Annotated in this window: 28 protein-coding genes; 18 read left to right on the top strand and 10 right to left on the bottom strand. The window is 63.2% G+C overall.

Annotated features, from left to right (window positions below; translation table 11 throughout):
* Positions 1-225 precede the first annotated feature (225 nt).
* Genes cysT through H582_RS0119905 form a run of 4 tightly spaced genes read left to right on the top strand, consistent with a single transcriptional unit; the run spans position 226 to position 3986 of the window.
* Positions 226-1041, top strand: coding sequence for a sulfate ABC transporter permease subunit CysT (gene cysT / locus H582_RS0119920; RefSeq protein WP_028599955.1), 816 nt, complete (start codon positions 226-228; stop codon positions 1039-1041).
* On the top strand, positions 1038-1835 hold the full coding sequence (locus tag H582_RS0119915; RefSeq protein WP_028599954.1) for a sulfate ABC transporter permease subunit: 798 nt from the start codon (positions 1038-1040) through the stop codon (positions 1833-1835). Before cysT ends, H582_RS0119915 begins: the two co-directional genes overlap by 4 nt.
* Before the next feature lies 1 nt (position 1836).
* Positions 1837-2901, top strand: a complete 1065-nt coding sequence (locus H582_RS0119910; protein WP_028599953.1) for a sulfate/molybdate ABC transporter ATP-binding protein — start codon at positions 1837-1839, stop codon at positions 2899-2901.
* A gap of 11 nt (positions 2902-2912) precedes the next feature.
* Positions 2913-3986, top strand: coding sequence for a sulfate ABC transporter substrate-binding protein (locus H582_RS0119905; protein WP_028599952.1), 1074 nt, complete (start codon positions 2913-2915; stop codon positions 3984-3986).
* 126 nt (positions 3987-4112) lie between these two features.
* Here H582_RS0119905 and H582_RS0119900 read toward each other — a convergent pair whose 3' ends face one another.
* Positions 4113-4907 (bottom strand): Cof-type HAD-IIB family hydrolase, encoded by a 795-nt coding sequence (locus H582_RS0119900; protein ID WP_028599951.1) that lies wholly within the window; start codon positions 4905-4907, stop codon positions 4113-4115.
* 178 nt (positions 4908-5085) lie between these two features.
* Here H582_RS0119900 and H582_RS0119895 point away from each other — a divergent pair, with 178 nt between their 5' ends.
* Entirely contained in the window at positions 5086-6495 is a 1410-nt protein-coding gene (locus H582_RS0119895; RefSeq protein WP_052333465.1) for a S41 family peptidase, read from the top strand.
* A gap of 64 nt (positions 6496-6559) precedes the next feature.
* Here H582_RS0119895 and map read toward each other — a convergent pair whose 3' ends face one another.
* On the bottom strand, positions 6560-7309 hold the full coding sequence (map, locus tag H582_RS0119890) for a type I methionyl aminopeptidase (protein WP_028599949.1): 750 nt from the start codon (positions 7307-7309) through the stop codon (positions 6560-6562).
* A gap of 127 nt (positions 7310-7436) precedes the next feature.
* Complete coding sequence (locus H582_RS32110) at positions 7437-7640, bottom strand: hypothetical protein (RefSeq protein ID WP_127464400.1); 204 nt, start codon at positions 7638-7640, stop codon at positions 7437-7439.
* A 125-nt stretch (positions 7641-7765) separates the two neighbouring features.
* Here H582_RS32110 and H582_RS0119880 point away from each other — a divergent pair, with 125 nt between their 5' ends.
* Positions 7766-8875 (top strand): M24 family metallopeptidase, encoded by a 1110-nt coding sequence (locus H582_RS0119880; protein WP_028599948.1) that lies wholly within the window; start codon positions 7766-7768, stop codon positions 8873-8875.
* A 115-nt stretch (positions 8876-8990) separates the two neighbouring features.
* Here H582_RS0119880 and H582_RS0119875 read toward each other — a convergent pair whose 3' ends face one another.
* Positions 8991-9458 (bottom strand): cupin domain-containing protein, encoded by a 468-nt coding sequence (locus tag H582_RS0119875; RefSeq protein ID WP_028599947.1) that lies wholly within the window; start codon positions 9456-9458, stop codon positions 8991-8993.
* 172 nt (positions 9459-9630) lie between these two features.
* Here H582_RS0119875 and H582_RS30365 point away from each other — a divergent pair, with 172 nt between their 5' ends.
* Both H582_RS30365 and H582_RS0119865 read left to right on the top strand, forming a co-directional pair.
* A complete protein-coding gene (locus tag H582_RS30365) occupies positions 9631-11181 on the top strand; it encodes a stalk domain-containing protein (RefSeq protein WP_052333464.1) in 1551 nt (516 codons plus the stop codon).
* Positions 11182-11296: 115 nt separating this feature from the next.
* A complete protein-coding gene (locus tag H582_RS0119865; protein ID WP_028599946.1) occupies positions 11297-13087 on the top strand; it encodes a B12-binding domain-containing radical SAM protein in 1791 nt (596 codons plus the stop codon).
* Between the two features lie 90 nt (positions 13088-13177).
* On the opposite strand, the gene H582_RS0119860 is transcribed toward H582_RS0119865, so the two are convergent.
* The 4 genes from H582_RS0119860 to mnmL form a co-directional block, all read right to left on the bottom strand.
* Entirely contained in the window at positions 13178-14152 is a 975-nt protein-coding gene (locus tag H582_RS0119860; RefSeq protein ID WP_028599945.1) for a type I phosphomannose isomerase catalytic subunit, read from the bottom strand.
* 62 nt (positions 14153-14214) lie between these two features.
* Positions 14215-14616, bottom strand: a complete 402-nt coding sequence (locus tag H582_RS0119855) for a VOC family protein (RefSeq protein ID WP_028599944.1) — start codon at positions 14614-14616, stop codon at positions 14215-14217.
* Positions 14617-14632: 16 nt separating this feature from the next.
* Complete coding sequence (gene mnmM, locus H582_RS0119850) at positions 14633-15256, bottom strand: tRNA 5-(aminomethyl)-2-thiouridylate-methyltransferase MnmM (protein WP_028599943.1); 624 nt, start codon at positions 15254-15256, stop codon at positions 14633-14635.
* Positions 15256-16353, bottom strand: coding sequence for a tRNA modification radical SAM protein MnmL/YtqA (gene mnmL, locus H582_RS28585; protein ID WP_084137445.1), 1098 nt, complete (start codon positions 16351-16353; stop codon positions 15256-15258). Before mnmL ends, mnmM begins: the two co-directional genes overlap by 1 nt.
* Before the next feature lie 330 nt (positions 16354-16683).
* On the opposite strand from mnmL, the gene H582_RS0119840 reads away from it, so the two are divergent.
* Both H582_RS0119840 and trmB read left to right on the top strand, forming a co-directional pair.
* Positions 16684-16878, top strand: a complete 195-nt coding sequence (locus tag H582_RS0119840) for a hypothetical protein (protein ID WP_028599942.1) — start codon at positions 16684-16686, stop codon at positions 16876-16878.
* A 148-nt stretch (positions 16879-17026) separates the two neighbouring features.
* Positions 17027-17800 (top strand): tRNA (guanosine(46)-N7)-methyltransferase TrmB, encoded by a 774-nt coding sequence (gene trmB, locus H582_RS0119835; RefSeq protein ID WP_028599941.1) that lies wholly within the window; start codon positions 17027-17029, stop codon positions 17798-17800.
* 123 nt (positions 17801-17923) lie between these two features.
* On the opposite strand, the gene H582_RS0119830 is transcribed toward trmB, so the two are convergent.
* On the bottom strand, positions 17924-18484 hold the full coding sequence (locus H582_RS0119830) for a phosphatase PAP2 family protein (RefSeq protein ID WP_052333463.1): 561 nt from the start codon (positions 18482-18484) through the stop codon (positions 17924-17926).
* 547 nt (positions 18485-19031) lie between these two features.
* Between H582_RS0119830 and H582_RS0119825 the strand changes: the two genes are divergently transcribed.
* From H582_RS0119825 to H582_RS0119805, 5 genes are all read left to right on the top strand, one after another.
* On the top strand, positions 19032-20273 hold the full coding sequence (locus tag H582_RS0119825; protein WP_028599939.1) for a glycosyltransferase family 2 protein: 1242 nt from the start codon (positions 19032-19034) through the stop codon (positions 20271-20273).
* Between the two features lie 296 nt (positions 20274-20569).
* Entirely contained in the window at positions 20570-21067 is a 498-nt protein-coding gene (infC, locus tag H582_RS0119820; protein WP_043111625.1) for a translation initiation factor IF-3, read from the top strand.
* Between the two features lie 28 nt (positions 21068-21095).
* Positions 21096-21296, top strand: coding sequence for a 50S ribosomal protein L35 (gene rpmI, locus H582_RS0119815; RefSeq protein ID WP_028599937.1), 201 nt, complete (start codon positions 21096-21098; stop codon positions 21294-21296).
* Positions 21297-21343: 47 nt separating this feature from the next.
* On the top strand, positions 21344-21703 hold the full coding sequence (rplT, locus tag H582_RS0119810) for a 50S ribosomal protein L20 (RefSeq protein WP_028599936.1): 360 nt from the start codon (positions 21344-21346) through the stop codon (positions 21701-21703).
* 124 nt (positions 21704-21827) lie between these two features.
* Positions 21828-22196: an LSm family protein gene (locus H582_RS0119805; protein WP_028599935.1), complete on the top strand. Its 369-nt coding sequence runs from the start codon at positions 21828-21830 to the stop codon at positions 22194-22196.
* On the opposite strand, the gene H582_RS30360 is transcribed toward H582_RS0119805, so the two are convergent.
* Positions 22190-22654, bottom strand: a complete 465-nt coding sequence (locus H582_RS30360) for a GNAT family N-acetyltransferase (RefSeq protein ID WP_052333462.1) — start codon at positions 22652-22654, stop codon at positions 22190-22192. The two genes, H582_RS0119805 and H582_RS30360, sit on opposite strands and share 7 nt — an antisense overlap.
* A gap of 596 nt (positions 22655-23250) precedes the next feature.
* On the opposite strand from H582_RS30360, the gene ilvB reads away from it, so the two are divergent.
* The 3 genes from ilvB to ilvC all read left to right on the top strand — a co-directional run bounded on the left by ilvB (position 23251) and on the right by ilvC (position 26710).
* Positions 23251-24996, top strand: a complete 1746-nt coding sequence (gene ilvB / locus H582_RS0119795) for a biosynthetic-type acetolactate synthase large subunit (protein ID WP_028599934.1) — start codon at positions 23251-23253, stop codon at positions 24994-24996.
* A complete protein-coding gene (gene ilvN / locus H582_RS0119790; protein ID WP_028599933.1) occupies positions 24993-25484 on the top strand; it encodes an acetolactate synthase small subunit in 492 nt (163 codons plus the stop codon). Before ilvB ends, ilvN begins: the two co-directional genes overlap by 4 nt.
* 233 nt (positions 25485-25717) lie before the next feature.
* On the top strand, positions 25718-26710 hold the full coding sequence (gene ilvC / locus H582_RS0119785; RefSeq protein ID WP_028599932.1) for a ketol-acid reductoisomerase: 993 nt from the start codon (positions 25718-25720) through the stop codon (positions 26708-26710).
* The last annotated feature ends 54 nt before the right edge of the window (positions 26711-26764 follow it).

Genomic DNA, 26764 nt, shown 5'->3' with positions numbered 1-26764 from the left:
CCCCAAAGCTGTTCCCCGTCTGCCCGCAGGCGAGGGAGCGGCTTTTTTGCGTCGGGCCGGGGAGCGGCCTTATTCCGAGTAAACCGACCTTTTTCGCATTGACGGAATCGCGGGGACTCTGGTACAGTAGCGTTAATACCAAGTAACTTAATGGGAATATTGAAATCCGATTAGCGCAAAGAATCGTACCTTCGTGGGCACGAGCTTAGGAGGTTGTCCGGCAACGTGAACATCAGGCTTCGCAGCAGCTGGTGGAGCTTCGGCTTTCGATCGGCGATCCTGCTCTACTTTTTTCTTCTTGTCATTCTTCCGATCTTCGGCATCTACGTCCAGTCGTTCTCGCTCGGCTGGGGCGCCTTCGCCGACAGCGTGGCGGATCCGATCGCCTGGAAGGCGGTGCTGCTGACGGTCCGGCTGGCCGTGCTTGCGGCGCTCATCAACGTCGCGCTCGGCACGATGATCGGCTGGGTGCTCATCCGCTACCGCTTTCCCGGGCGCAGGGTGCTCAACAGCCTGGTCGACCTGCCGTTCGCCCTGCCGACCGCCGTCGGCGGCCTCATGATCCTGCTGCTGCTCGGTCCGAACAGCTGGGCGGGGCTCGCCGCGGAGAAGCTCGGCTTCGAGATCGTCTTCCACGAGCCGGCCATCGTGATCGCGATGGTGTTCGTCACGTTCCCGTTCGTCATCCGCGGCGTGCAGCCGCTGCTGGAGGAGATGGACGCCTCCGAGGAGGAGGCGGCCTACACGATGGGCGCTTCCCGGCCGCGCACCTTCTTCCGGGTCATCCTGCCGACAATGCTGCCCGGCATCGTCAGCGGCGGCATGCTGGCGTTCTCGCGGGCGCTCGCGGAGTTCGGCGCGGTCGTGCTCGTCGCCGGCAACATTCCCGGCCGCACGCTCGTCGCCTCGGTGTACATCTTCGGCCAGATCGAGAGCGACGACACCCAGGCGGCCGCGGCGGTATCGGTGCTGCTGCTGACGCTCAGCTTCCTCATCCTGTGGGGCATCAACCTCGTGCAGGGAAGGAGGAAGCGCACATGAGAAGGCTGTGGATCGGACTGACCTATGCGGTCTTCGCGCTGCTGATCGTCGTGCCGCTCGTCAAGATCGCGACGGGCTCCCTCGAGGACGGCGTCTCGGGCCTGCTGGACGCGCTGCTGCGCCCGGAGGCGCTCCATGCGCTCATGATGACCGGCATCATCGTCGTGTTCGTCACGCTCATCAACACCGTCTTCGGCGTCATGCTGGCCATCTACCTCGTGCGGGCCGCGTGGCTGCATCCGCGGATCAAGGGGCTGCTCAACAGCATCGTCGACCTGCCCTACGCCGTCTCGCCGGTCATCGGCGGCCTCATGATCGTGCTGCTCGTCGGACCGGACACGGCGCTCGGAGCGCTGCTCGAAGGGGCGGGCATCAAGATCGTCTACGCCCTGCCGGGCATGGTCATCGCGACGCTGTTCGTCACGTTCCCGCTCATGGTGCGCGAGGTGATGCCGGTGCTGCAGGAGATCGGGAGCCAGCAGGAGGAGGCCGCGACGATGCTCGGCGCGTACTCGTGGTACACGTTCTGGAAAGTCACCTGGCCGTCGATCCGCTGGGGCGTCATCTACGGCGTCGTGCTGACGGTCGCCCGCACGCTCGGCGAGTTCGGAGCCGTGCTCGTCGTCTCCGGCAACATCATGAACCTGACGCAGACGGCGACGACGCTCGTCTATCAGGATGTAGAGAACTTCAACGTAGTGGCCGCGAACGGCGTGGCGCTCGTGCTGGCGGCATTTTCCGTCGGGCTGCTGCTGCTGATGGAATGGGCGAAAAAGCGAAAGGAAGTGCATTGACATGCATATCGAGGTCAAGGGGCTGAGCAAGTCGTTCGGCGATTTCAAGGCGGTCCAGGACGTAAGCTTCGGCATCAAGAAAGGCCATCTGATCGGCCTGCTCGGACCGAGCGGCGGCGGCAAGACGTCGATCCTGCGCATGCTCGCGGGATTGGAGGCTCCGACCGCCGGCGACATCCTTTTCCACGGCAAGCGCGTCAACGACCTGCCGCCGCAGGAGCGGGGCATCGGCTTCGTCTTCCAGAACTATGCGCTGTTCAAGCATATGACCGTGTTCGAGAACGTCGCCTTTGGCCTCAAGGTCAAGAAGCTGCCCAAGGATGCGATCCGCGAGCGCGTGCAGAGCCTGATCGAGCTGACCGGGCTCAAAGGCTTCGAGCATCGCTATCCGGCCCAGCTGTCCGGCGGCCAGCGCCAGCGGGTGGCGTTCGCCCGCGCGCTCGCGCCGGAGCCGCAGCTGCTGCTGCTCGACGAGCCGTTCGCGGCGATCGACGCCAAGATCCGCTCCGAGCTGCGCACATGGCTCAAGGAGATGATCGAGCGCGTCGGCATCACGTCGATCTTCGTCACGCATGACCAGGACGAGGCGATCGAGGTCGCCGACGAGATCATGATCATCAGCAAGGGCCGCCTGGAGCAGAAGGGCACGCCTTGGGAGATCTACAAAAATCCGGAGACGCAGTTCGTCGCCGAATTCATCGGCGAGTCGACGACGGTCGACAACGTCGCCGCGCTGCACGGCTTCGAGGAAGCGGCCGCCTGGACCGGCACGAGGGGCCTCATCCGTCCGGAGTACATCGAGATCGGCAAGCCGGGCGAGATCACGCTCGCCTCGGCGACGATGCGCGGCGTCGTGCGTCATATCCATTTCCGCGGCAGCGAGTGGATGGTCGAGCTCGAGATCGGCGACATCCGCCTCATCACCTACCGCTCGCTGGAGAAGGATGTGCTGAAGCCGGGCGATCCGGTCGACATCCTCATCCACCGCGCCTATCTGTTCAACGAATCCGACAGCTGGATCATGGAGAACAAGCTCAAAGTCGATCCGATGCCTGTCATCATCTAAGGGAGAATGCGATGCCAACGAATCGGACCCGAACCCCTTCCCTTCGCAGGGCGGGCGGGATAGCCGGCAGCCTGCTGCTTCTGCTGGGACTGCTGAGCGGATGCTCCGGATCGGCCGCCCCGAAGGCCGATCCGGCGGCTGCGCAAGGAGATGTGACGCTCGTCATCGGCGCCTACTCGGTCGTCAAGGACGTGTTCGCCGAGCTGCTGCCGAGGTTCAAGGAGCAATGGAAGGAGCAGACCGGACAGACGGTCGTCTTTCAGGAGTCGTACGAAGCGTCGGGCACGCAGGCGCGCGCGATCATCGGCGGCTTCGAGGCCGACGTCGCCGTGCTGGCGATGGAGGGCGACCTGCAGCGCATCCGCGACGCAGGGCTGATCGAGCATGACTGGCGGGAGGGGCCTTACCGGGGCAACATCACGACGTCGATCGCCGTCATCGGCACGCGCGCCGGCAACCCGCTCGGCATCCGCGGCTGGGAGGATCTGATGAAGCCCGGCGTCAAGGTGCTCTATCCGAATCCGCAGACGAGCGGCGGCGCCCAGTGGGACATCAACGCCATCTACGGGGCGGGGCTCAAGCAATCGGAGCGCGAGACGGGCCAAAAGGATCCGGCCTACGCGAAGGGCTACCTGGAGCGCGTGCATGCGAACATCGAGTCGCTCGACAAAAGCGGGCGCGCGTCGATGGCCGCGTTCGAGTATGGCGTGGGCGACGCGATCGTCACCTACGAGAACGAGCTGCTCGCCCGGATCGCCAAGGGCGTCGACTACGACATCGTCATCCCGGACGATACGATCCTGATCGAGAATCCGGCGGCCGTCGTCGACCGCAACGTCGACAAGCGCGGGACGCGCGAGGTGGCGGAGGCGTTCCTGGAATTCCTGCGCAGCGAGGAGACGCAGCGGTATCTGGGCACCCAGGGCTTCCGTCCCGTCGAGCCGCAGGCCGCAGCGGAGGCGGCAGCGAGCTATACGACTCCGCCCGGCTTGTTCGACATCCATTACCTCGGAGGCTGGCCGCAGGTCAAAAAAGAGCTGTACTCCAAGCGCGGCATCTGGTACCAGGTGCTGGCCGGCATCTGATCGCCATGGCCCCGGGCCTGGCTTGCAGAGCCCAGCCCGAGGCGAGGCTCGAACCCGCTGAACCCGCAAAAAATCCAGGCCAGCCGGAACGATTCCGGCTGGCCTGGATTTTTCATTTGCCGAAGCTCAGCTCAAGATGAACTTCTCCACGACATGGGCGACCCCGTCCTCGTTGTTGGACAGCGTGACGTAGTCGGCCAGCTCCTTGAGCGCGGGCTGCGCGTTGGCCATGGCGACGCCGAGGCCGGCCTCCATCAGCATCTCGCGGTCGTTCCAGGCGTCGCCCATGGCGATCGTCTCGTCCAGCGAGCAGCCGACATGCTCGGCCATGAAGCGCAGCGCATGGCCCTTGGTGCCTTCCTTGTGCATGAACTCCAGGTAATGCGGCTTGGACTTGGTGATGTGCATGCGGCTGCCGAGCAGCGGCTGCAGCTCCGCGGCGATGCGATCGAGCAGCGCCGGCTCGTCGATGACGAGCATCTTGAGCAGCGGCCGGCTCAGCAGCGAGCCGAAGTCCGGCTCGACGACATAAGGAATATTGGACTGGCGCGCGTAGGCCTTGACCTTGTCGTTGTCCTCGCGCACGTACAGCCGGTCGTCCACGTACAGCTGCAGATGCAGTCCCCTTTCCGTGCAGAAGCGGTCCAGCTCGGCCGCCGCATCGGCCGGCACATAGCGCTCATAGAGCACCTGGCCGTCCAGCAGCGTCTTCACGAGCGAGCCCTGGTACGTGATGATCGGCACGTTGAGCGCCAGTCCCTCGGCGACCTGGCGGGCGGAGGCGAACATCCTTCCCGTCGCGAGCGTCACCGTCACGCCGCGCTCCAGAGCGGCGGCCAGGGCGTCGCGCGTCGCGGGCGTCACCTCCAGCTCGTCGTTCAGCAGCGTGTCGTCCACATCGATTGCAATCAGCTTGTACATCGGTTTCTCTCCTGTCTCTATTCGGCCGGGCCGCGAGCTTGATCCCTCTCATTGTACCGGACGCCGGCGCAGGGCGACAAGCCGCGCCGAGCCGGCAAAATTGAACGCGCCTGCCAAATGAGATAAAGTGAAGGGATACAGAAACTGAGGCCTTCGGGCGGAAGCGGAGAGATCAGTCATGAGAGAGCGCGGAACGGCCGCTAGGCAGCGGCTGGCGACATGGTGCGTACTGGGAGCGGCGGCGGCGCTGATCGTCGGCTTCGGAGCGGGCAGGATATCGATGCTCGTCCAATACCCGGTGCTGAAGGAGAAGGTTTTCGCCAATTTTAACGCCTCCTATAAGGAAATCAACAAGGACTTCCTGTTCGGAGCCGAGCCGGAGGCGCTGCTGAACGGAGCGACCAAGGGCATGCTCGCTTCGCTCGACGATCCGTATTCGGTCTACTTGCCGGGCAGCGAGGGCCAGGACTTCGTCCAGAGCTACCAGCCGGAGTTCGTCGGCATCGGCGTGCAGGTGCGGCAGGAGGAGGGGCGTTATCTGGTCGATACTGTCATCAAGGATACGCCGGCCGAGAAGGGCGGCCTGCTGACCGGGGACGAGATCGTCCAGGTCGACGGGACTCCGGTCAAGGGCATCAGCATGGACAAGCTGGTCGCGCTGCTCCGAGGCGAGGAGGGCACGAAGGTCAAGGTGACGCTCGCCAGATCCGACGGGCCGCAGCTGACCGTAGAGCTGACGCGGGCGCCGATCCCGGTGACGACGGTGACGCATGAGCTGCTGGAGGACGGCGTCGGCCGGATCACGATCTCCCGCTTCGCGGAATCGACGGCCAAGGAGTTCGAGACGTCGCTGAAGGCGCTGCAGGACAAGGGCATGAGCCGGCTCGTGCTCGACCTCCGCTCCAATCCGGGCGGACTGCTGACGCCGACGATCGAGATCGCGAACCGGCTCGTTCCGAAGGACAAGCTCATCCTCGAGGTCGATTACAAGGACGACAAGAAGGTGCAGAAGTACTACTCCAAGCAGAAGACGAAGCTCGAGCTGCCGATCGCGGTGCTCGTCAACGGCCAGACCGCCAGCGCCGGCGAGGTGCTCGCCGCGGCGCTGAAGGAATCGGCCGGAGCGACGGTCATCGGGACGACGACGTTCGGCAAGGGGATCGTGCAGAGCTTCGGCCAGTTCAACGACAAATCCGTGCTCAAGCTGACCGAGGCGCAGTGGAAGACGCCGAGCGGCCAGTCGATCCACAAAAAAGGCGTCGAGCCGGACGTCAAGGTGGAGCTGCCGTCCTATGCGACGCTGCCGATGCTGCCTGCGGGCGAGGAGAGCAAGCAGGGCGACTACGGCGATTACGTCAAGACGCTGCAGACGATGCTGCAGGCGCTCGGCTATCCGGCGGCGCCGGTGCCGGGCGTGTTCGGAGAGCAGACGGCGGAGGCCGTGCGCGGCTTCCAGCGGGACAACGGCCTGGAGGCGACAGGCGTCGTCGGCGACAAGACGTCCCACGCGATAATGGCCAAGCTGCGCGACAAGCTGCAGCAGGAAGATCCGCAGCTGCGAGAGGCGCTCGACCAGCTGAAAAAATGACCGTAAAAAGACCGTACCGGAGGCGAATGCCCCCGGCACGGTCTTTTTACGGCTGCGACGAGCGCTATTGCTCGGTCAGGACGATCGGCCCGCCCTCCACGATCGCGATCGTATGCTCGAACTGCGCGGAGCGCTTGCCGTCCATCGTCCTGCAGGTCCAGCCGTCGGTCTCGATGAACATCTCGAGCTTGCCCTCGTTGATCATCGGCTCGATCGTCAGCACCATGCCTTTCTTGAGGCGGAAGCCCTTGCCTGGCTTGCCGACGTGAGAGAAGTTCGGCTCCTCGTGCAGCTGCCGCCCTACGCCGTGGCCGAGCAGGTCGCGCACGACCGAGAATCCGTTCTGCTCGGCATGCTTCTGCAGCGCGTGCATGACGTCGCCGATGCGGTTGCCCGGCTGGGCGAGGGAGACGCCGATGTCGAGGCATTCCTTGGTCACCTGCATCAGCTTGCGCGAGCTCTCGGGCAGCGTGCCGACCGCGTACGTCCAGGCGGAGTCGGCGATCCAGCCGTCCGCCTGGGCGACGATGTCGATCGTCGCCAGGTCGCCGTCCGCGAGCGGCGCGTCGCTCGGGAAGCCGTGCGCGATGACGTCGTTGACGGAGGCGCAGGTCGCGTATTTATAGCCGTTGTAGCCGATGGTGTAGGGGATCGCGTCCTGGCTGCGGATGTAGGCGTCGACCATCCGCTCGATCTCCATCGTCGTCACGCCGGGGCGGATCATGGCGCCGATGCGGCGATGGCACTCGGCGACGATACGGCCGGCCCGGCGCATCTGCTCGATTTCTTCTGGCGTTCGGATCGGTATGGACATGGCGGTTCCTCGCTTTCGTTGACTTGCCTCTAACGTTACTCCTCCAGCCTTGCTCCGGTCAACTGCGGGGCGGATCGCATGAAAAAGGCCGCGTCTGCGGCCCGGACTGTCCCTAGCTTTTGCGCGCTCAGCCTCTGTCCCGGCTCTCGTCCTTCGCCGGCGCGGGCTCGACCTTGCGCATATGGTCGTCGCTCAAGTAGCTTTCCCCTTTGCGGTCGCCGCGCTTGCGGCTCCACAGGATGAGCAGCACGACGACGACGATCGTCGCGATCACCCCGACATTCAGAAAGCCTCCCAAAAACAGAAATCCATTCCTTGCCGTATCGTTCATCGCCATCACCTCTTGATTTACCTTACCCTGCGCGGACTGCGGCTACTCCACGCCCAGGGGCGATATGGTACAATAATGCGACAACCCCAGCCGCTGGGCGGCTGACAGGAGGCAACCGAGAGACGATGAGCCAATCTCCCTTTAAAATGAGGTACTTGCGCGTGAAGGAAGCGGTCAAGGCGGCCGGCTTCGACAAGGCGATCTTCACCTCCCCGGCGACGATCTATTATTTGACCGGCTTCTACAGCGATCCGCACGAGCGGTTCATGGCGCTCGTGGCGGAGCCGGGAATGGACGGCTATACGCTGTTCGTACCCGCTCTCGACGAGGAGAGCGCCCGCGGAGCGGCGAGCGTGGAGCGGCTTGCGGCCGTCGGCGACACGGATCGCCCGTATGAGCTTCTGCAACGCCTTTGCGGAGCTTCCGCTGCCCGGCGGATCGGCGTCGAGAGCTCTCATCTGACGCATGCGAGCTTCGTCCGCATGGCCGCCGTCTACCCGCAGGCGGACTTCGTGGACGCCGGTCCGCTCATCATGAGCCTGAGGCTGTTCAAGTCCGCGGACGAAATCGAGCGCGTCAAGACGGCTGTCGCGCTCGCCGAGCAGGTGCTGCAGGAGGCGGTGTCCAAGGTGCGCCGCGGCGTGTCGGAGCTCGAGCTGAACGCGGAGATCGAGTACCGCATGCGGGGGCTCGGCGGCGACAGGCCGGCGTTCGAGACGAGCGTGCTCGGGGGCGTGCGCAGCGCGCTGCCGCATGGCCGCTCGAGCAGCTACCAGCTGCAGGAGAACGACTTTCTCCTGATCGACATGGGCGTGTTCAAGGACGGCTACTGCTCGGACATTACGAGGACCTTCATCCTCGGCGAAGGCTCGGCGTCGCAGCTTCGGATCTACGACGCCGTGCTTCAAGCCAACCTCGCCGGCATCGCCGCCGCGCGCGCCGGCAGGCCGCTCCAGGAAGTCGACCGGGCCGCGAGGGCCGCGATCGAGAAGGAAGGATTCGGCTATTATTTCACCCACCGCACCGGCCACGGGATGGGGCTGGAGATCCACGAGCAGCCGTCCGTGCACGGAGAGAACTCGGACCCGATCCAGCACGGCATGCTGTTCACGGTCGAGCCCGGCGTCTACATTCCCGAGCTGGGCGGGGTGCGGATCGAGGACGATATCTATATCGGCGACGACGGCGAGGCGCAGGTGCTGACCTCGTATCCGAAGGAGCTGACGCGGCTTTAGGCCGGGCGCGCAGGCGAGCGCGGGACGGCATGCCAAAAGGGACGGCCCCGATAGGAGAATCGGGGTCGTCCCTTGTTGTCGGGGCGGAAAATCCGCTCCGTCTGCGGCGCAAGCGCTAGCTGTCCGCCTCGACGACGAGCGTGAAGTCGTCATAGTGGAACGCCGGGGCGACGATGCAGGTGACGAATACGGGCTCGTCGCCGAGCGGACGGGCCGTCTGCCAAGCGCCGGCGGGCACGAGCGCCTGCGGCGACTGGCCGGCTGCGATGTCGAGGCCGAGGATGAGCTTCTGCTGCTCCTCCGGCTTGTCTCCGTGGCCGCCGAGCGTCAGCTCCAGCGGGCCGCCGGCGTGGAACAGCCACAGCTCGTCGGACAGCACCTTGTGCCATGCCGACTCCTCTCCGGGATGCAGCAGGAAATAGACGGAGCTGGCAGCGGCGCGCGCGCCGGAATAAGGGGCGCCAAGCACTTCATGCGGGATCTGGTAGGAAGCTTTCCACATTTCCTTGAACCAGCCGCCTTCGATATGCCGCTCCATGCCGAGCAGCCCGACATACGGCGACAGATTGGATGTTTGGGTCATGGCAGGATTCTCCTCTTCGCGTTGGACTCGCTTCACTATAGCATGCGCGCCGCGAGGATTCCAAACGCGGGCTTGTTCCCGTGGACAACTCTTCTAAACGGATGGTAGAATACGGGAAGTTTCGTATAAACCGGTACGTTCGGCTTGTACTTGAAAAGAGGGATCCCGACCATTGACCAGCTTTAAGATTCGTCCCGTCCGCTGCCTGTCCGCGCTGGCCGCGCCCGTGCTGGCTGTCGCCCTGCTCGCGTCCGGAGCCTCCCCGGCGGCGGCCCAGCCTGCCGCCGTCCAGGCGCCGGCAGCCAAGGCCGCCGCGATCTCCGTCACGCTCGACGGCAAGAAGCTGAGCCTGCAGGCTCAGCCGATCCAGAGCAAGGGCACGATCCTCGTGCCGATGAAGGATCTGTTCAAGGCGCTCGGCGCCACGGTCACCTGGGAGCCGACGACCCGCACCGTCATCGCGAGCAGCGGCGGCTATCTGACGCTGACGCTCCAGATCGGCGCCTCCCACGCGGCGGTCAACGGCAAGAGCGTCAAGCTCGACGCGCCGGCGACGGTGCGCTCCGGCGTGACGTACGTGCCGATCCGCTTCGTCTCGGAGGCGTTCGGCGCCGCCGTCCGCTGGGATGCCGCGGCGCGCGTCGTGCGCATCCAATCCGAGGAGGCGCAGTTCGAGGAGCGGCTTCAGCGGGAAGAGAAGGCCCGCGAGGCGCGCCGCCTGACGACCGCCCAGATCGTCGCGAAGAACGACGACAGCGTCGTTCTCATCCAGACCGACTACGGGCAGGGCAGCGGCGTCGTCGTCGGCGACCGCTACGTGCTGACGAACCTGCATGTGATGCAGGATGCCAAGTCCGGCTTCGTCAAGACCAACGACGGCCGCTCGCTGCCGATCGTCGGCGTCGCCGCCTACGACGAGAAGGTCGATCTGGCGATCGTGCTGACCAAGGATGAGCTCGATCTCGATCCCGTAACCTTCGGCAGCTTCGACGACATGCAGAAGGGCGATCCGGTCGTCGCCATCGGTAGTCCGCTCGGCGTCCAGAACACGGTGTCCGTCGGCGTCGTCAGCAACTTCGGCTACGATGGCGGCAGCATCTATTACCAGATCAGCGCCCCGATCGACCACGGCAGCTCCGGCGGCGGCCTGTTCAACCAGTACGGCGAGCTGATCGGCCTGACGACGTCCGGCTACGAGGATACGGCGGCCGACCTCAACTTCGCCGTGGCATCCGAGGATGCGGTGGAGCTGATCCGAACCGCCGCCATCGATCCGGCCAAGGTCGGCTTCCTGAAGCCGACGCTGCCGGAGACGCTCGTCGGCGCGTCCGAGGACGAGATCGCGAGCCTGCTGGCCAAGCAGTTCGACAGCGTGTCGGCGAGCGACGGCGAGCTGAAGCTCAAGGGCTGGACCGCAAAGCGGGACGCGGACGGCTGGCTGCAGCTGTCGGCGGACATCGACACCGATTTTTATGACTACTACGGGTCCAAGATGCAGAAGAACCTGCAGATCTGGGCGGCCAATACGGCGCATGAGCTGCATCGGATGCTGCCCAAGGACAAGATCCGGCTGAACCTGTTCTATTCCAAAAAAGTCGGCTTCGAGCCTCGCGACTATGAGGCCGGCGCCGTCTCCGCGCTGCCGGACGGCAAATGGCAGGTGCGGTATTCGATTCTCGACGTGCAGTTCCAGGACGAGCTGCTGATCCGCCTTCACCCTTGACTTCTTGACTTGGAGCACTTATTTTTCTTTCAGCCGCCCGGGACTTCCCGGGCGGCTGTTTCTTTTCGGCGAGGATTGCGGTATCATGAACGTTGATTTGAAGGAGGTTGCCGTCATGAACGTCGTTCTAGCCACGCTGAACGCGAAATATATCCATACCTCGCTCGCCTTGCGCTGCTTGAAGGCTTACTGCGAGAAGGACTTCCCGATCGAGATCGCGGAATATACGATCAAGGATCCCGTCATGAACATCGTCTCGGACCTGTACGCCAAGCAGCCGCAGGTCATCGGCTTTTCCGTCTACATCTGGAACATCGAGGAGACGATCAAGGTGATCCGCGTCCTGCGCAAGATCATGCCGGACGTGCGCATCGTCATGGGCGGTCCCGAGGTCAGCTACGACACGGGCGAGTGGCTGGACAAGCTGCCCGAGGTCGATTTCATCATCCACGGCGAAGGCGAGGAGACGCTCCATCATCTGCTGCAGGAGATCGAGGGCGAGGGCAAGTACCATCTCGTCTTCGGTGCGGCTTACCGGCGCGTGAAGAACGGCGCGCAGGAGACGGTCGTCAACCCGCCGCGGCCGAAGCTGAACCTGGCGGAGCTGCCTAGCCCTCATCGCTTCCCCGAGGATCGGGAGTCGCTCGCGAACCGCGTCGTCTACTTCGAGACGAGCCGGGGCTGTCCGTTCAGCTGCTCGTTCTGCCTGTCGAGCATCGAGGTCGGGGTGCGGTACTTCGACATCGAGCGGACCAAGGCGGACCTGCTTTATCTGATCGAGGCAGGAGCGAAGACGATCAAGTTCGTCGACCGCACGTTCAACATCAAGCGCGACTACGCGCTGGAGATGTTCAAGTTCCTGATCGAGAACCACGGCGGCTGCGTGTTCCAGTTCGAGATCACGGCCGACATCATGCGGCCGGAGGTGCTCGATTATTTGGCGGAGCACGCTCCGCCGGGCATCTTCCGCTTCGAGATCGGCGTGCAGTCGACCAACGACGTCACCAACCTGGCGGTCGAGCGCCGTCAAAACTGGAACAAGCTCGTGCGCACGGTGACCAAGGTTAAGGACTCCGGCAAGATCGACCAGCATCTCGACCTCATCGCCGGCCTGCCTCATGAGGACTATGACACGTTCCGCAAGACGTTCAACGACGTGTTCGCGCTGCGGCCGGAGGAGCTGCAGCTCGGCTTCCTCAAGATGCTGCGCGGAACGGGGCTGCGGCGCGACGCGGACAAGTACGGCTATGTGTACGCCGATCAGGCGCCCTACGAGATTCTCGGCAACAGCCTCATGCCGTTCTCGGATCTGATTCGCATCAAGCGGGTCGAGGACGTGCTGGAAAAATACTGGAACGCGCATCGCATGGATCATACGCTGCTCCATCTGATCGACCGCGTCTTCGGTTCCGCGTTCGACTTCTTCCAGCGGTTCGGCGACTTCTGGGAGCGCCAGGGCTGGGAGCGAATCGGCCATCAGCTGGAGGACCTGTTCGCGCGGCTGCGGGCTTTCCTGCTCTCGGACGAGGCGCCGCGCGGCATGGAGCTGGACGTCGTGCTCGGCCTGATGAAGCTGGATTATTTCCTGGGCCATAACCACAAGCCGCGCAAGGTGTGGTGGGAGTTCGGCATGGACAAGTCCGAGCTGGCGGGGTGGATGAAGCGGCTCGCGGATGCGCCGGAGGAGGCGGGAGCGGAGTTCGCGCGGCTCGGCCTCGGCGAAAAGGAGCTGCAGAAGCACGCGGTCGTGGAGCGGCTGCCGTTCGATCTGGAGCGCTATCTGCACGACGGCTCGCTCAGCCGCGAAGCGGAGACGCTGCTCGTCGTCCTGTACGGGACGGAGGGCAAGCGGGGAGGGCGCGCGTTCAGCCTGCGGCTCCCTCGCGGGACGGCTGCGGCTCTGTAGCGCCTGCTCGGCATTCGAGCGAGCTGGATATATAAAAAAAGCGTGCCGGATTTCCATCCGGCACGCTTTTTGGCATGCATTCGCAAAAGCTTATGGCACGAGGCTGCGCAGCACGGTCAGCTCGCCGTCCAGCGTGCAGGAGCCGAGCGTCGCCGGCAGCAGGAAGCATTCGCCGGCCTTGACCTCCTGCGACTGCCCGTCGCCCCAGGCGATGGAGCCGGAGCCTTCCGCGATGACGAGGATGACGAAGCTGTCCGGCGATACGGTCAGCTCCCACGGACCGCGCACGACGCCTTTGTCGACGAGGAAGTAGGGGGACTCGGCGATCGTCAGCCAGCTGCCCGGCTGCGCGCCGTCCGTCGTCATGCGCGTCGCTCCGGCGCCTTCGTAGGCGATGACGTTGAGCGAGTCCTCGACATGAAGCTCGCGCAGCTGGCCGTCCAGGCCCGGGCGCTTGTAGTCGTAGACGCGGTACGTCGTATCCGAGTTCTGCTGGATCTCCGCGACGACGACGCCGGCGCACAGCGCATGCACGGTGCCGGCCGGGATGTAGAACGCGTCGCCCGCCTTCACCTCGACCTCCTGCATCGTCTCCATGACGCGGTCCTCGTCGATCGCCTGCCGCAGGGCGGCGCGGTCGACCCCGTCCTTGAGGCCGTAGATGATTTTGGCGCCCGGCTTGGCGTCGAGAATGTACCACATCTCCGTCTTGCCGAGCTCGCCGGCCGGCAGTCCTTCGTAGGCGTCGGTCGGATGCACCTGCACCGACAGGTCGTCGTTGCAATCGAGCAGCTTGATGAGCAGCGGGAAGCGGCCGTTCTTCTCGGAAAAGCCTTTGCTGCCGAACCATTCGCGCCCGTAGCGCTCGCGGATCTCGTCGAGGCCGAGGCCGTCCAGCGGTCCGCCGAGCACGGTGGTCGTGCCGTTCGGATGATCGCCGATCATCCAGCCTTCGCCGATGTGGCCGTCGGGCAGCTCCAGGCCGAACTGCTCCAGGGCGCGGCCGCCCCAGACGCGTTCCTTCATTTCAGGCTTGAATTTAAGCGGGTATGGTGCGAGTGTCATCTCTATTTCCACTCCTATTCGAAAGATATGTAGAGGATGATTGCCGACAGGACGGGAGGCCGTCAGGCGGTAGGAGCCTGTCCCGGCTGAAACAGCTCGAGCAGCTCGCCGTCCGGTCCGTAGAAGAAGAAGTAGCGCGCGCCGTTCGGCAGCGTCGTCAGCTCGGTGTCGCGCAGCGGAACGCCGAGCCGCTTGATGCGCTCGAACTCTTCCTCGACGTTGTCGACGGTGAAGGCGATATGATGCGTCTTGCCCTCGGCCGGCAGATCGGAGTCATAGCCCTCGATCAGCTCCAGCTCCGTCTGCTCGGAGCCGGGGAAGCGCAGGAAGGCGAGGCGGATTACGCCGTTCGTGTGCGTCAGCGTGTACGTGTGCTCCATGCCGAGCACCTGCTTGTAAAAGTCGATCGAAGCCTCCAGATGCGCCGTCATGACGCCGACATGCTCCAGCTTGCGGATAGCCATTTGATATTTCCTCCTTTTAATGGAATGAACTCGGCTCGGGCGAGCCGGTCGGCGAAGCTTTTTTCTCGATGCCGAGCGCGTAGGGCGCGGACGGCTTCTGCACGAGCCGATAGACGGCCGCCTGCGCCGATTCCGCCGGCAGGCCGGCCGTCCAGCGCATCACCTCGTCCGCTTCCTCGGCGCCGCCGGGGTGGCCGGGATAGAGGACGCAGGCGAGGATGCCGCCGGGGCGAAGGACGCGGAGCGCGGCCTCCAGCGCCGGCAGCGTCGTCTGCGGCGTCGTGATGAGGCTCGTATCCTCGGAGCCCGGCAAGTAGCCGAGATTGAACAGCACGGCCGCGATCCGGCCGCGGAGCTCCGGCGGCACGGCCGTCTCCAGCTCGCCGTGCGACTGCAGCAGCAGGGAGGTGCGCGCAGGCAGCCGGCCGGCTGCCTGCAGCGGCTCGAGCCGCTCGCGCGTGCGCCGCAGCGCCTCCTCCTGCACGTCGAAGCCGATCAGCGAGCCGCGCGGTCCGACGAGCTCCGCGAGGAAGCGCGCGTCGACGCCGCCGCCAAGCGTGGCGTCGATGACCGCGTCGCCGGGCTGGACGCGCTGGCGCACCCAGCCATGCGCCATGCCGATGACGGAGAGCAGGCCCATCAGCTCCGCTCCCCCGGCTCGCAGCCCGGCGCGTCCTGCGCTGCCGCCTTCATGAGAGCGGCGTACTTGGCGGCGGACAGCTTGCGGCCCGGCTTGGTCAGCGCCGGCGCGTGCTCCGGCTCCGGCAGCAGGCCGGGAGCGGCAGGCTGCCAGAGCCGTCCCTGCCAGGTGCCGCGGCGGGAGAGCTCGTCGTCGAACGCGTTCAGCACTTCCCATTTGCGCAGGCTCCAGGTCGGTCCGATCAGCAGCTCGCGCGGCGCGTCGCCGGTGAGCCGGTGCACGATCATCTCCGGCGGCAGCAGCTCCAGCGTGTCGACGACGAGCTGGACGTACTCGTCCATTTCCAGGAAGCGCAGCAGTCCGTCCTCGTACTGCTTGACCATCGGCGTCTTGCGCATGAGATGGAGCAGATGGATCTTGATGCCCTGCACGTCCATCGCCGCGACGGCGCGGCCGGTGTCCAGCATCATCTCATGCGTCTCCTGCGGCAGGCCGTAGATGATATGGGCGCAGACGCGGATGCCGCGCTCGCGCAGGCGCCGCACCGCATCGAGGTAGCAGGCGGTGTCGTGGGCGCGGTTGATGAGGTCCGAGGTCGACTCGTGGATCGTCTGCAGCCCCATCTCAATCCAGAGGTAGGTGCGCTCGTTCAGCTCGGCGAGATAGTCGACGACATCGTCGGGCAGGCAGTCCGGCCGGGTCGCGATCGAGAGTCCGACGACGCCCGGCTGCGCCAGGATCGCTTCATAATAGAGGCGCAGCTCCTCGACCGGCGCGTACGTATTGGTGTAGGCCTGGAAATACCCGATGTAGCGGGCGTCGGGCCATTTGAGATGCTGGCGGTCGCGGATCGTATCGAACTGCTGGATGAGGTCGTCCCGGCGGCTGCCGGCGAAGTCTCCCGAGCCGCGCGCGCTGCAGAACGTGCAGCCGCCCGTCGCGACGGCACCGTCGCGGTTCGGGCAGGTGAAGCCGGCGTCCAGCATCACCTTGAACACCTTGCCGCCGAACTGCTCTCTCATCTCGTAATTCCAGGTATGGAACCGCTTGTCTCCCCACAGGAGCGGGGAAGAGGCGGATGGCGTTGCAGCTTGCATGTCGGCTCCTTTCAAAAACGCTCGGATTCGGCGGTCGGACGGCCGCAGCCGCCCGCCGCGTCGGGTTGCTACCATCATACCTGAATTTCGCTTCCGCGCCAAAGGTCTCCGGGCATGCAGGCCTGCGGCCCGAGGTGGACAAGCTGGAAAAAATAAATAATGAAAGCGCTTATTTTGGGCTTGATAAACCTTACATGATGTGTTAAATTAAAGAGGAAAGAAATCAATTAAATCAAGGGTTTTTCATCACTTGAACGCTGCCGCGACCCTGATTTTCATAAGCGCCCGATCTCCTGGGAATGCTGTAAAAAAATCCATGAGGTGATGAACATGAACACGGTGAAAATTCCGCAAGGCGACAGCAAGGTCACGATCGAGCTCACGGTCAAGGAACTGATGGCCCTCGCCGGAATTCGGTTCCACGGCAATCACCGCCTTGAAATCGAGGCCCGCCGCAAGCTGAACCATGTGCTGTCCGAGACGTACGAGCTGGAGCAGCCGATCCCCTATCAGATGCTGAACTAGCATCCACTCTTTCGAACCGAGCGGTTTCCGCGGCAGGCACAGCCTCCCGGAGCCGCTTTTTCTTTACAAGCGGAGCTGTCTTAGGCACAATAGGACGGTAGAGTCTGCTTAGGCCGACGGCCGAGGCTATTGGAGGAATAATCGAATCATGCGCTTGAGAGGAAGAAAAGGCATCCGCGAGGAGCTGGAGGCGCTGCCGCGCCTCGTCGTGCTCGATGCCGAGAAGCATAAAGGCAAGTGGAAGGAATTTTTCGGCAACGACAAGCCGATCCATGTGGAGCTGGGCATGGGCAAGGGCAAGTTCATCAGCCAGCACAGCGTGCGCAACCCGGACGTGAACTACATCGGCGTGGACATGTACGACGAGCTGATCCGCCGCGCGAGCGAAAAGGCGCTGCTGGCGAGGGAGGAGCTCGGCCTGGAGGGCTACCCGCCGAATCTGGCGCTGCTGCGCGCCAACATCGAGAACATCTCGGATATGTTCGCCCCCGGCGAGCTGGAGCGGATCTACCTGAACTTCAGCGATCCGTGGCCGAAGTCCAAGCATGCGCGCCGGCGGCTGTCGCATCCGCGCTTTTTGGAGCAGTACGCGGTAATTCTCAATGAATACGGCGAGATCCATCAGAAGACGGATTCGCGGCTGCTGTTCGAGTTCTCGCTCAACAGCTACGCCGAGACGGAGATGCAGATGCGCGCCATCTCGCTCGACCTGCATCGCGACGAGGTGCGGGACGATCTGGTGCTCACCGAGTACGAAAGCAAATTCATCCAGCAAGGGCTGCCGATCCACCGCTGCGAGGTCGTCGTCGGAGCTTCCGCGCTCGCCGCATACCGCGACGAGAAGAACGCCCGCCGCAGCCGCGAGGCGGCCAAGGAGCGCGAGGACCTGGAAAAGGCCAAGCTTCACGGCTCCCAGGCGTGAGCCTGCCGCCGCAGCGGACCTGATAACGAAAGCGAACCGCCCGCCGTTCCCTTGCAAGGGGACGGCGGGCGGTTCGCTTTTGCGCCTGCCTCCGGCAGCGGCAGCCTGTCCGCCGCGAGCGGCCTAGCTGCCGATGAACGAGATGGCCAGCAGCGCGGTCAACGTGCCGAGCAGCGCTCCGGCGCCGACGTCGGACGGGTAATGAAGTCCCAGGTACATCCGGGACCATCCGACCGAACCGGCGATCAGCGCGGCGGCAGCGACGATGAGCGGCAGCCAGGCGGGCAGCTCGGAAGCGGCAGCGTACGACAACGGGACGATCCAGGCGAAAACCGCTGTCGTATGGCCGGAGGGAAAGGAGGAGTCCGCCAGCGGGCTTTTGCCCGTGCGGACGCCTTCGATCGCCTGGTAGGGCCGCAGCCGCTTGAGCGTGCGCTTGACGACGGCGACCGGAATATGGCTGACGACGACCGCCGCGAGGCTCTGCCAGCCGGCGAGCTCCCAAGCTCCTTCGCCGAGCAGCAAGAGCAGCAGGGAGGCGCTCAGCGTGAACGTCGCTCCGCCCATATGCGTCACGGTCGACAGCCAGCGCCTCACGACGGCGCCGAGCCTCGCTCCCGCAGGGCCGCGGTTCAGCCAAAGCAGCAGCCTTCGCTCCTTCATGCGGAGCCAGCCGATGAACATCGCCACTCCTCCCGTCGGTTTGGTATTCTGTACCCCTATCATAACCTTCCGCGTGCGATCTGAATATGTCGCAGCTTCATTCTAAAGCAGATTTGTTAGGGCTGAATGAAGCGAAAGCCGTTTTAGGTTTCGCGGGCGTGGTAATGATGGGAGGAAGGACGCATCCGCTGGCGGATGCGTCCTTGAAGCGAAACCCGTCGTTCACCGGATTGTCACCGCCTTTTGTCGGACCTTGGAGAACTTTTCGAGGCGGTCGCTCGTCGGTAAGGACGAAAGCATCAAAACGCCAGCAAATGAATGGAAGAAGCGGTTAGCGCAAGCAAATGAGGGCATCCTAGTCTTTAATGCTCGTTGCAAGCGTTTTTCCCCTTGCTTTGAGCCGAAACGAAGGGGATTCGCCTTTTGACAAAGCTACGGGTTCCGTGGAAAATCAAAAGGGCCGTTTCCAGAAAAGCTGACATTAAAAAAACCAACACAGAGAGAAAAGAGCCCGCAGCATGTACAGAGAGAATATTAAAATCGGGGTCTCAAGGGGGCAACACAAATGATCGCGAGTTCCATCATGATCGCATTGCAAATTTTCCTGGCATTCGTCGGAATCTATCAGTTCGGCTTGGCGTTGTTCGGCATCGTCCGCAAGAAAAAGACGATCCGGCACAAGCCGCAGAAATCGTTCGCCATTCTTGTCGCGGCCCACAACGAAGAGAAGGTCGTCGGCGCGCTGATCGAGAACCTGAACCGCCTGGATTATCCGAAAGAGCTGTACGACGTGTTCGTCATCTGCGACAACTGCACGGACGGCACGGCCGACATCTCCCGCAGCATGGGCGCGCACGCTTGCGAGCGGTTCAACAACCAGCTCAAAGGCAAGGGCTACGCCATCGAATGGATGCTGAAGGAGCTGTGGGCGATGCCCAAGCAGTACGACGCCGTCGTCATGTTCGACGCGGACAATCTGGTGAACACCGATTTCCTCATCCACATGAACAATGACCTGTGCAATGGCCATCAAGTCATCCAGGGCTACCTCGATACGAAAAATCCGGACGACTCCTGGGTCACGGCATCCTACGGCATTACCTACTGGTACTGCAACCGCCTCTGGCAGCTGTCGCGCCGCAACCTCGGCATGGCGAACTTCCTCGGAGGCACCGGCATGTGCTTCGAAAGCGGCCTGCTGAAGGAAATGGGCTGGGGCGCGACGAGCCTCGTCGAGGACCTGGAGTTCTCCATGCGCTGCGTGCAGCGCGGCGTGCATCCGGTGCTCAACTACGAGGCCAAGGTGTACGACGAGAAGCCGGTCTCCTTCCGCGCCTCGGCGCGCCAGCGCCTGCGCTGGATGCAGGGCCACTTCACCGTCGCCCGCCAGTATTTCTTCCCGCTGCTCTGGGCCAGCATCAAGGAGCGCAATTTCGTCAAGTTCGATGCGGCGCTGTACTCGTTCTCGGTCTACAGCACGCTGCTCGGCTTCGTCGGCACCGTCGTCATCTGGATCGATTACGTGCTGCCGGCAGACAATGTGTTCTCGTCGATCTATGCGTATCTTCCATTCTGGGTGCCGGCCGTCGCGCTCGCGTCCGCCGCGCTTATGTTCCCGCTCGTCATGGCGCTTGAAGGGATCAAGTCCGGCAAGATGTACGCCCATCTGCTGTCGATGATCGTCTTCCAGCTCAGCTGGCTGCCGATCACGTTCTATGCGTTCTTCACGCAGAACAACAAGCAATGGAGCCATACGCAGCATACGCGCGTCATCCGCCTGGAGGAAGTGCAGAGCAAGCAGGCTTCGTAGGGCGGTTGACAGGCAGCTCGTCGTCATGGTACATTAGTTCAAGTGTTCTTGATTTCATGCAATTTACAACGACATATTCGCACAAGCAGGAGCGCCCGCTTCTCACCTGACCGACGCCGTCGGCTGGTATGCGATACGCAATATGGCCGCCTTCCCTCCTTGCGGAGAGAGGACGGATCTACTACGGCGTCTCACGCGGGTCCTGCTCCAGGACCCGCTTTTGCTTTTTATAGAGCATTCACGCGCGCAACACCAATCCCATTCGGAGGTGGACGATTATTAGCCGAGATCACCAAATCAACGACGACATCCGGGCGAGGGAAGTACGCCTGGTCGGACCCGAGAGCGAGCAGCTTGGCATCAAGCCGATCCGCGAGGCGCTGCAGATGGCCATCGATGCCAACATGGATCTGGTCAACATCGCTCCTCAAGCGAAGCCGCCGGTATGCCGCATCATGGACTACGGCAAGTTCCGCTACGAGCAGCAGAAGAAGGAGAAGGAAGCCCGCAAAAACCAGAAGATCGTCGATCTGAAGGAAGTGTGGTTCCGCTCCAACATCGACGAGCATGATTATCAGACCAAGCTCCGCAACGTCATCAAGTTCCTTGGCGAAGGCGACAAGGTCAAAGCCTCCGTCCGCTACCGCGGACGCGAGATCGCGCATGCGGCGGTCGGCCAGCGCATTCTGGAGCGTCTCCAGACCGAAGTGGCCGACATCTGCAACGTCGAGCGTGTGCCGAAACTGGAAGGACGCAGCATGATCATGATTTTGGCACCGAAGAACAACAATTGATTTTCATTTATTCAAGGAGGATAACGACATGCCTAAGATGAAAACCCACAGCAGTCTGAAAGACCGCTTCAAGATCACGGGAACGGGCAAGGTAAAGCGCTACAAGGCGTACCGCAACCACCTGCTCTCCCATAAATCGGGCCGCACGAAGCGCGTTCTGGCTACCCAGCCGAACATGGCTGCCGGCGACGTAAGCCGTCTGGCTCAAGGCCTCGCGCAACTGAAATAGCATTTCCCTGAGATTTATTTGATTAGAACCTACAGGAGGGTATTATCATGGCAAGAGTAAAAGGCGGATTCGTTCGCGCCCGTCGCCGCAAACGGATTCTTAAGCTCGCAAAGGGTTACTTCGGTTCCAAGCATCGCCTGTTTAAAACCGCAAAGGAGCAGGTCAACAAATCCCTGCTGTACGCGTACCGCGACCGTCGCCAACGGAAGCGCGACTTCCGCAAGCTGTGGATCGTCCGCATCAACGCCGCTGCGCGTCTGAACGGCCTGTCCTACAGCAAATTCATGTTCGGCCTGAAGCAAGCCGGCGTCGAAGTGAACCGCAAGGTTCTTGCCGACCTGGCCGTGAACGACATCGGCTCGTTCAACAGCCTGGCTGACGTGGCCAAGCAAAAGCTGAACGCCTAGCATCAAAAGGCTGTTCCCGTCATGCAGATGACAGGGAGCAGCCTTTTTTTGCGTTCATGCGGACATCCGTACAGCCGGGACGGCCGCCGGGAGAATAAGCTGGAAGGAACGGAAAGGAGGAATCATGTTGTCTAACGTCTCCAAGCAGCAAGTGCAGGCACTCATCGGCCAGACGGTCGAGGTCAAGATGAAGGACGGCTCGGTCGTAACGGGCAAGCTGGAAAAGCTGAACGGCGACAAGCTCTATGTGCGCGTTCAGGAGCAAGCCGGCAAGGCGGGCACCCGCGCCTTCATCTTGCCGCTGGCGCTGTTCTCCGTCCTTGCGATCGGCCTCGCTCCTTTCGGCGCTTATGGCGGGGGCTTCGGCGGCCCCTACGGACCGGGACCCGGCCCTTACGGCCCTTATGGACCGGGACCGGGCGGCCCTGGAGGTCCTTACGGCCCTTACGGTCCGGGCTGCTGCCCTCCAGTCGGACCGAAAGGGTTCTACTGACCTTCGGATCGCAGCGGCTTCGTCCACTGCGTCACCTTCAGATCGGGAAAATGGCGCACCGGCTCGTAGCCCTCGCGAGCGTAGAACCGGCGCGCCTTTTCGTTGACGTCGTCGACGAACAGCACGGCCATGAGCGACCCGCCCAGCGTTCCTTCGCGCTCGGCGCGGCGCATGAGCTCCAGGCCGATGCCGTGCTTGCGGCTGGCCGGATCGACCACGAGCATGTCGATGTGGAGCAGCGAGTGAATCTGGCCGAAATGGACGAAGCCGAGCGGGGGGCCGCCTTCGGGAGCGGCGACGATCGTGCGGCCGCTGTCGAAGCGGTCCGGCAATTCGGCAAGCACGGCGGGATCGTCGGGACTGACCGTATGGGACATCGGCATCAGCTCGGTGCGGATGAGGCGGATCAGCGTCGGCAGATCGTCCGGGCGATGCCCGCGATAGCGGATTTGGCGCATGCGGGAGACTCCTTCCGACGGGCCGGCGGAGCGCTTCCGCATGAGGCGGAGCGGGCATCCGCCGCGGCCGTCTCCACAGTCTATGCCGAAGCGGGGCCGGTTGCGAAGCGATTCGTTTTCCGGCCTCGTACATAACTTTTCCTGCAGCCGCGTAATCTAAGTATTGACGGATGATAAGCTCAAACCTATAATAAGGTCTAAGCTAATACCCGAACAGCAATGAAGAGGACGAAGTGTTAAGGGCTCTACTGTCCAGAGAGCGACGGATTCGCTGCAACCGCCGCCAGCATCCCTTTCCAACGAGCTCACCTCGGAGCTGTTTTCCTGAACGAAGCGCCCTTGCGCTTTCATTAGGGAGAATCGCCTGGCATGCGTTAACCTGCCGAAGTAGGACCGATGAGGCATGCATCTCGCGTCTTACTTCTTGAGACTCCGCATCGCGAGATGCGGCGTAAACCTGGGTGGTACCACGGAAGATCAACCTTTCGTCCCTATGCTTCGGCATAGAGGGCGAAAGGTTTTTTTGATTCAGCCAATACGATAGGGGCGAAGGCGGACCGTCGACACCGCCGCCGTCACGAAGGGAGGATCACATGATGGTGATGCAAGGCGAAGCAGTGCGCTCCAAGGAAGAGATCATGGATAGAATGAGGAAGCCGGAAGTGGTGAGCGGCTCTGAAATGCTGCTCCGCAGCCTGGTGCTCGAGGGCGTGGAATGTGTATTCGGCTACCCGGGCGGCGCGGTGCTGTTCATCTACGACGCCATGCACGGCTTCAAGGACTTCAACCACGTGCTGACCCGCCACGAGCAAGGCGCGATCCATGCGGCGGACGGCTATGCGAGAGCTTCCGGCAAGGTCGGCGTCTGCATCGCGACCTCCGGGCCGGGAGCGACGAACCTCGTCACCGGCATCGCGACCGCGTTCATGGACAGCGTGCCGCTCGTCGTCATTACGGGCAACGTCGCGACGAGCTTCATCGGCACGGACGCGTTCCAGGAAGCGGACATCACCGGCATCACGATGCCGATCACGAAGCACAGTTATCTCGTGCGGGACGTCGAGGACCTGCCGCGCGTCATCCACGAGGCGTTCCACATCGCGAACAGCGGCCGCAAAGGCCCGGTCCTGATCGACATCCCGAAGGATGTCTCGGCGGCCAAGGCGCTGTTCAAGCCGGTGACGGACGTGAGCATCCGCGGCTACAATCCGACCGTCACGCCGCGCAAGCCGCAGCTCGACAAGCTCGTCCGGGCGATCGCCGAAGCGGAGCGTCCGCTCATCCTCGCCGGCGGCGGCGTCGTCTACTCGGGCGGCCATGAGGAGCTGCTGGAATTCGCGGTCAAGACGGGCATTCCGGTCACGACGACGCTGCTCGGCCTCGGCGGCTTCCCGAGCGGCAACGAGCTATGGGTCGGCATGCCGGGCATGCACGGAGCGTACGCCTCCAACAAGGCGATCCAGGAGAGCGACCTGCTCATCAACATCGGCGCCCGCTTCGACGACCGCGTGACGATGAAGCTGGACGGCTTCGCGTCCAAGGCCAAGATCGTGCACATCGACATCGATCCGGCCGAGATCGGCAAAAACGTGCCGACGGACATCCCGATCGTCGGCGACGTCAAGACGACGCTCGGCCTGCTCAACCAGGAGGTCGGCTTTGCCGACAAGGCGGACGCCTGGCGCGCCCAGATCCGGCAATGGAAGCAGGACCAGCCGCTGCGGTACGTCGATTCCGACACCGAGCTCAAGCCGCAGTGGGTCATCGGCATGATCCACGATACGACCGAGGGCAACGCGATCGTCACGACGGACGTCGGCCAGCATCAGATGTGGGCGGCGCAGTACTACCGCTTCAACCAGCCGCGCTCCTGGATCACCTCCGGCGGCCTCGGCACGATGGGCTTCGGCTTCCCGTCCGCGATCGGCGCGCAGATGGCGCACCCGGACCGGCTCGTCGTCAGCATCAACGGCGACGGCGGCATGCAGATGTGCGCCCAGGAGCTGGCGATCTGCGCGATCAACAACATTCCGGTCAAGGTCGCGATCATCAACAACCAGGTGCTCGGCATGGTGCGCCAGTGGCAGGAGATCATCTACGACAACCGCTACAGCCACATCGACCTGGCCGGCAGCCCCGACTTCGTCAAGCTGGCCGAGGCGTACGGCGTCAAAGGCTTCCGCGCGACGAACAAGCAGGAGGCGGAGGCGGCCTGGAAAGAAGCGCTTGCCCATCCGGGTCCGGCAGTCGTGGAATTCGTCGTCCGCAAAGGCGAGAACGTCTACCCGATGGTCACCCAGGGCAACACGATCGACGTCATGCTGATGGGGGATGAACAATGAACCAGAGATATACGATCGCCGTCCTCGTGAACAACCAGCCGGGCGTGCTGCAGCGCGTGGCTGGCCTGTTCGGACGGAGAGGCTTCAACATCGAGAGCATCACGGTCGGCGCCAGCGAGGAAGCGGGCCTCTCCCGCATGGTCATCGTCACGGAAGGCGACGAGAAGGTGCTGGAGCAAGTGTCCAAGCAGCTGTACAAGCTGATCGACGTCATCAAGGTCGTCGACGTGAGCGGCAGCCCGATGGTCGCCCGCGAGCTGGCGCTGATCAAGGTCAACGCCGAGCCGGCAGCCCGTCCGGAAATTCTCGGCGTCGTCGAGACGTTCCGCGCCGCGGTCGTCGACATCGGACCGAGCTCGCTGATCGTGCAGGCGGTCGGAGGGACCGACAAGATCGACGCGATGATCGAGCTGCTGCGTCCATACGGCATCCGGGAGCTTTCCCGCACCGGCGTGACGGCCATGAACCGCGGCACCGTCCGCTCCTGATTCGCTCCGCGCCAGGAGCCAGACGATGCGCCGCCGGACTGTAGCGCGAATTTTCGGATAAGTTCGACAACGAATCTATAAGGCTATTGTTTTTACCTATAACACCTCAAAAACCCGCTTTGAGCGGGAGTTTAAGGAAGGCAGACGAGCCGCTCCCCGCTCGAGCTTTAACGCGCTGTCTCTTTAAACACCCGCTCAAAGGGGTTCCAATCCAAAGGAGGCATCATCTCATCATGGCAGTTAAATTGTTCTATGAAAACGACGCGGATCTCAGCGTTCTCCAAGGCAAGACGGTAGCAGTCATCGGTTACGGCAGCCAAGGCCATGCTCAAGCGCAAAACCTGCGCGACAGCGGCGTGAAGGTCGTCATCGGCCTGCGCGAAGGCAAGTCCGCCGACAAAGCCCGCAACGACGGCTTCGAGGTGCTGACCGTCGCCGACGCGACCCGCAAGGCGGACGTTGTCCAGATCCTCATGCCGGACGAGACGCAAGCCCAGGTGTACAACGATGAGATCGCCCCGAACCTCAAAAAAGGCGCCGCTCTCATGTTCTCCCACGGCTTCAACGTGCACTTCGGCCAAATCGTGCCGAGCAAGGACACGGACGTGCTGCTCGTCGCTCCGAAATCGCCGGGCCACATGGTGCGCCGCACGTATGTCGAAGGCTTCGGCGTTCCCGGCCTGATCGCGGTCGAGCAGGACGCGACGGGCAATGCCCAGGCGATCGGCCTCGCTTACGCGAAGGGCATCGGCTGCACCCGTGCCGGAGTATTCGAGACTTCGTTCCGCGAAGAGACCGAGACCGACCTGTTCGGCGAGCAGGCTGTCCTTTGCGGCGGCACGTCCGCGCTCGTCAAAGCCGGCTTCGAAACGCTGGTGGAAGCGGGCTACGCGCCGGAGATGGCGTACTTCGAATGTCTCCATGAGCTGAAGCTGATCGTCGACCTGATGTACGAAGGCGGACTGGCGTCGATGCGCGACTCCATCTCCAACACGGCCGAGTACGGCGATTATGTCACCGGCCCGCGCATCGTGACCGACGAGACGAAAAAAGCGATGAAGGAAGTGCTCTCCGACATCCAGCAAGGCAAGTTCGCCCGCGACTTCATCCTCGAGAACAAGTCCGGCCGCGCCATGCTGACGGCGACCCGCCGCAACGAAGCCGAGCATCCGATCGAGAAGACGGGCGCGCAGCTGCGCGAGCTGATGCACTGGATCAAGAAGTAAGACGAGTCAAGCAGCACGGCAGCGCGCTTCTTCCACCTGGAATGAGGCGCGTTT

It is taken from the genome of Paenibacillus pasadenensis DSM 19293 (genome assembly GCF_000422485.1).
GTDB lineage: Bacteria > Bacillota > Bacilli > Paenibacillales > Paenibacillaceae > Paenibacillus_O > Paenibacillus_O pasadenensis.
This window is presented reverse-complemented; position numbering and strand designations above follow the sequence as displayed.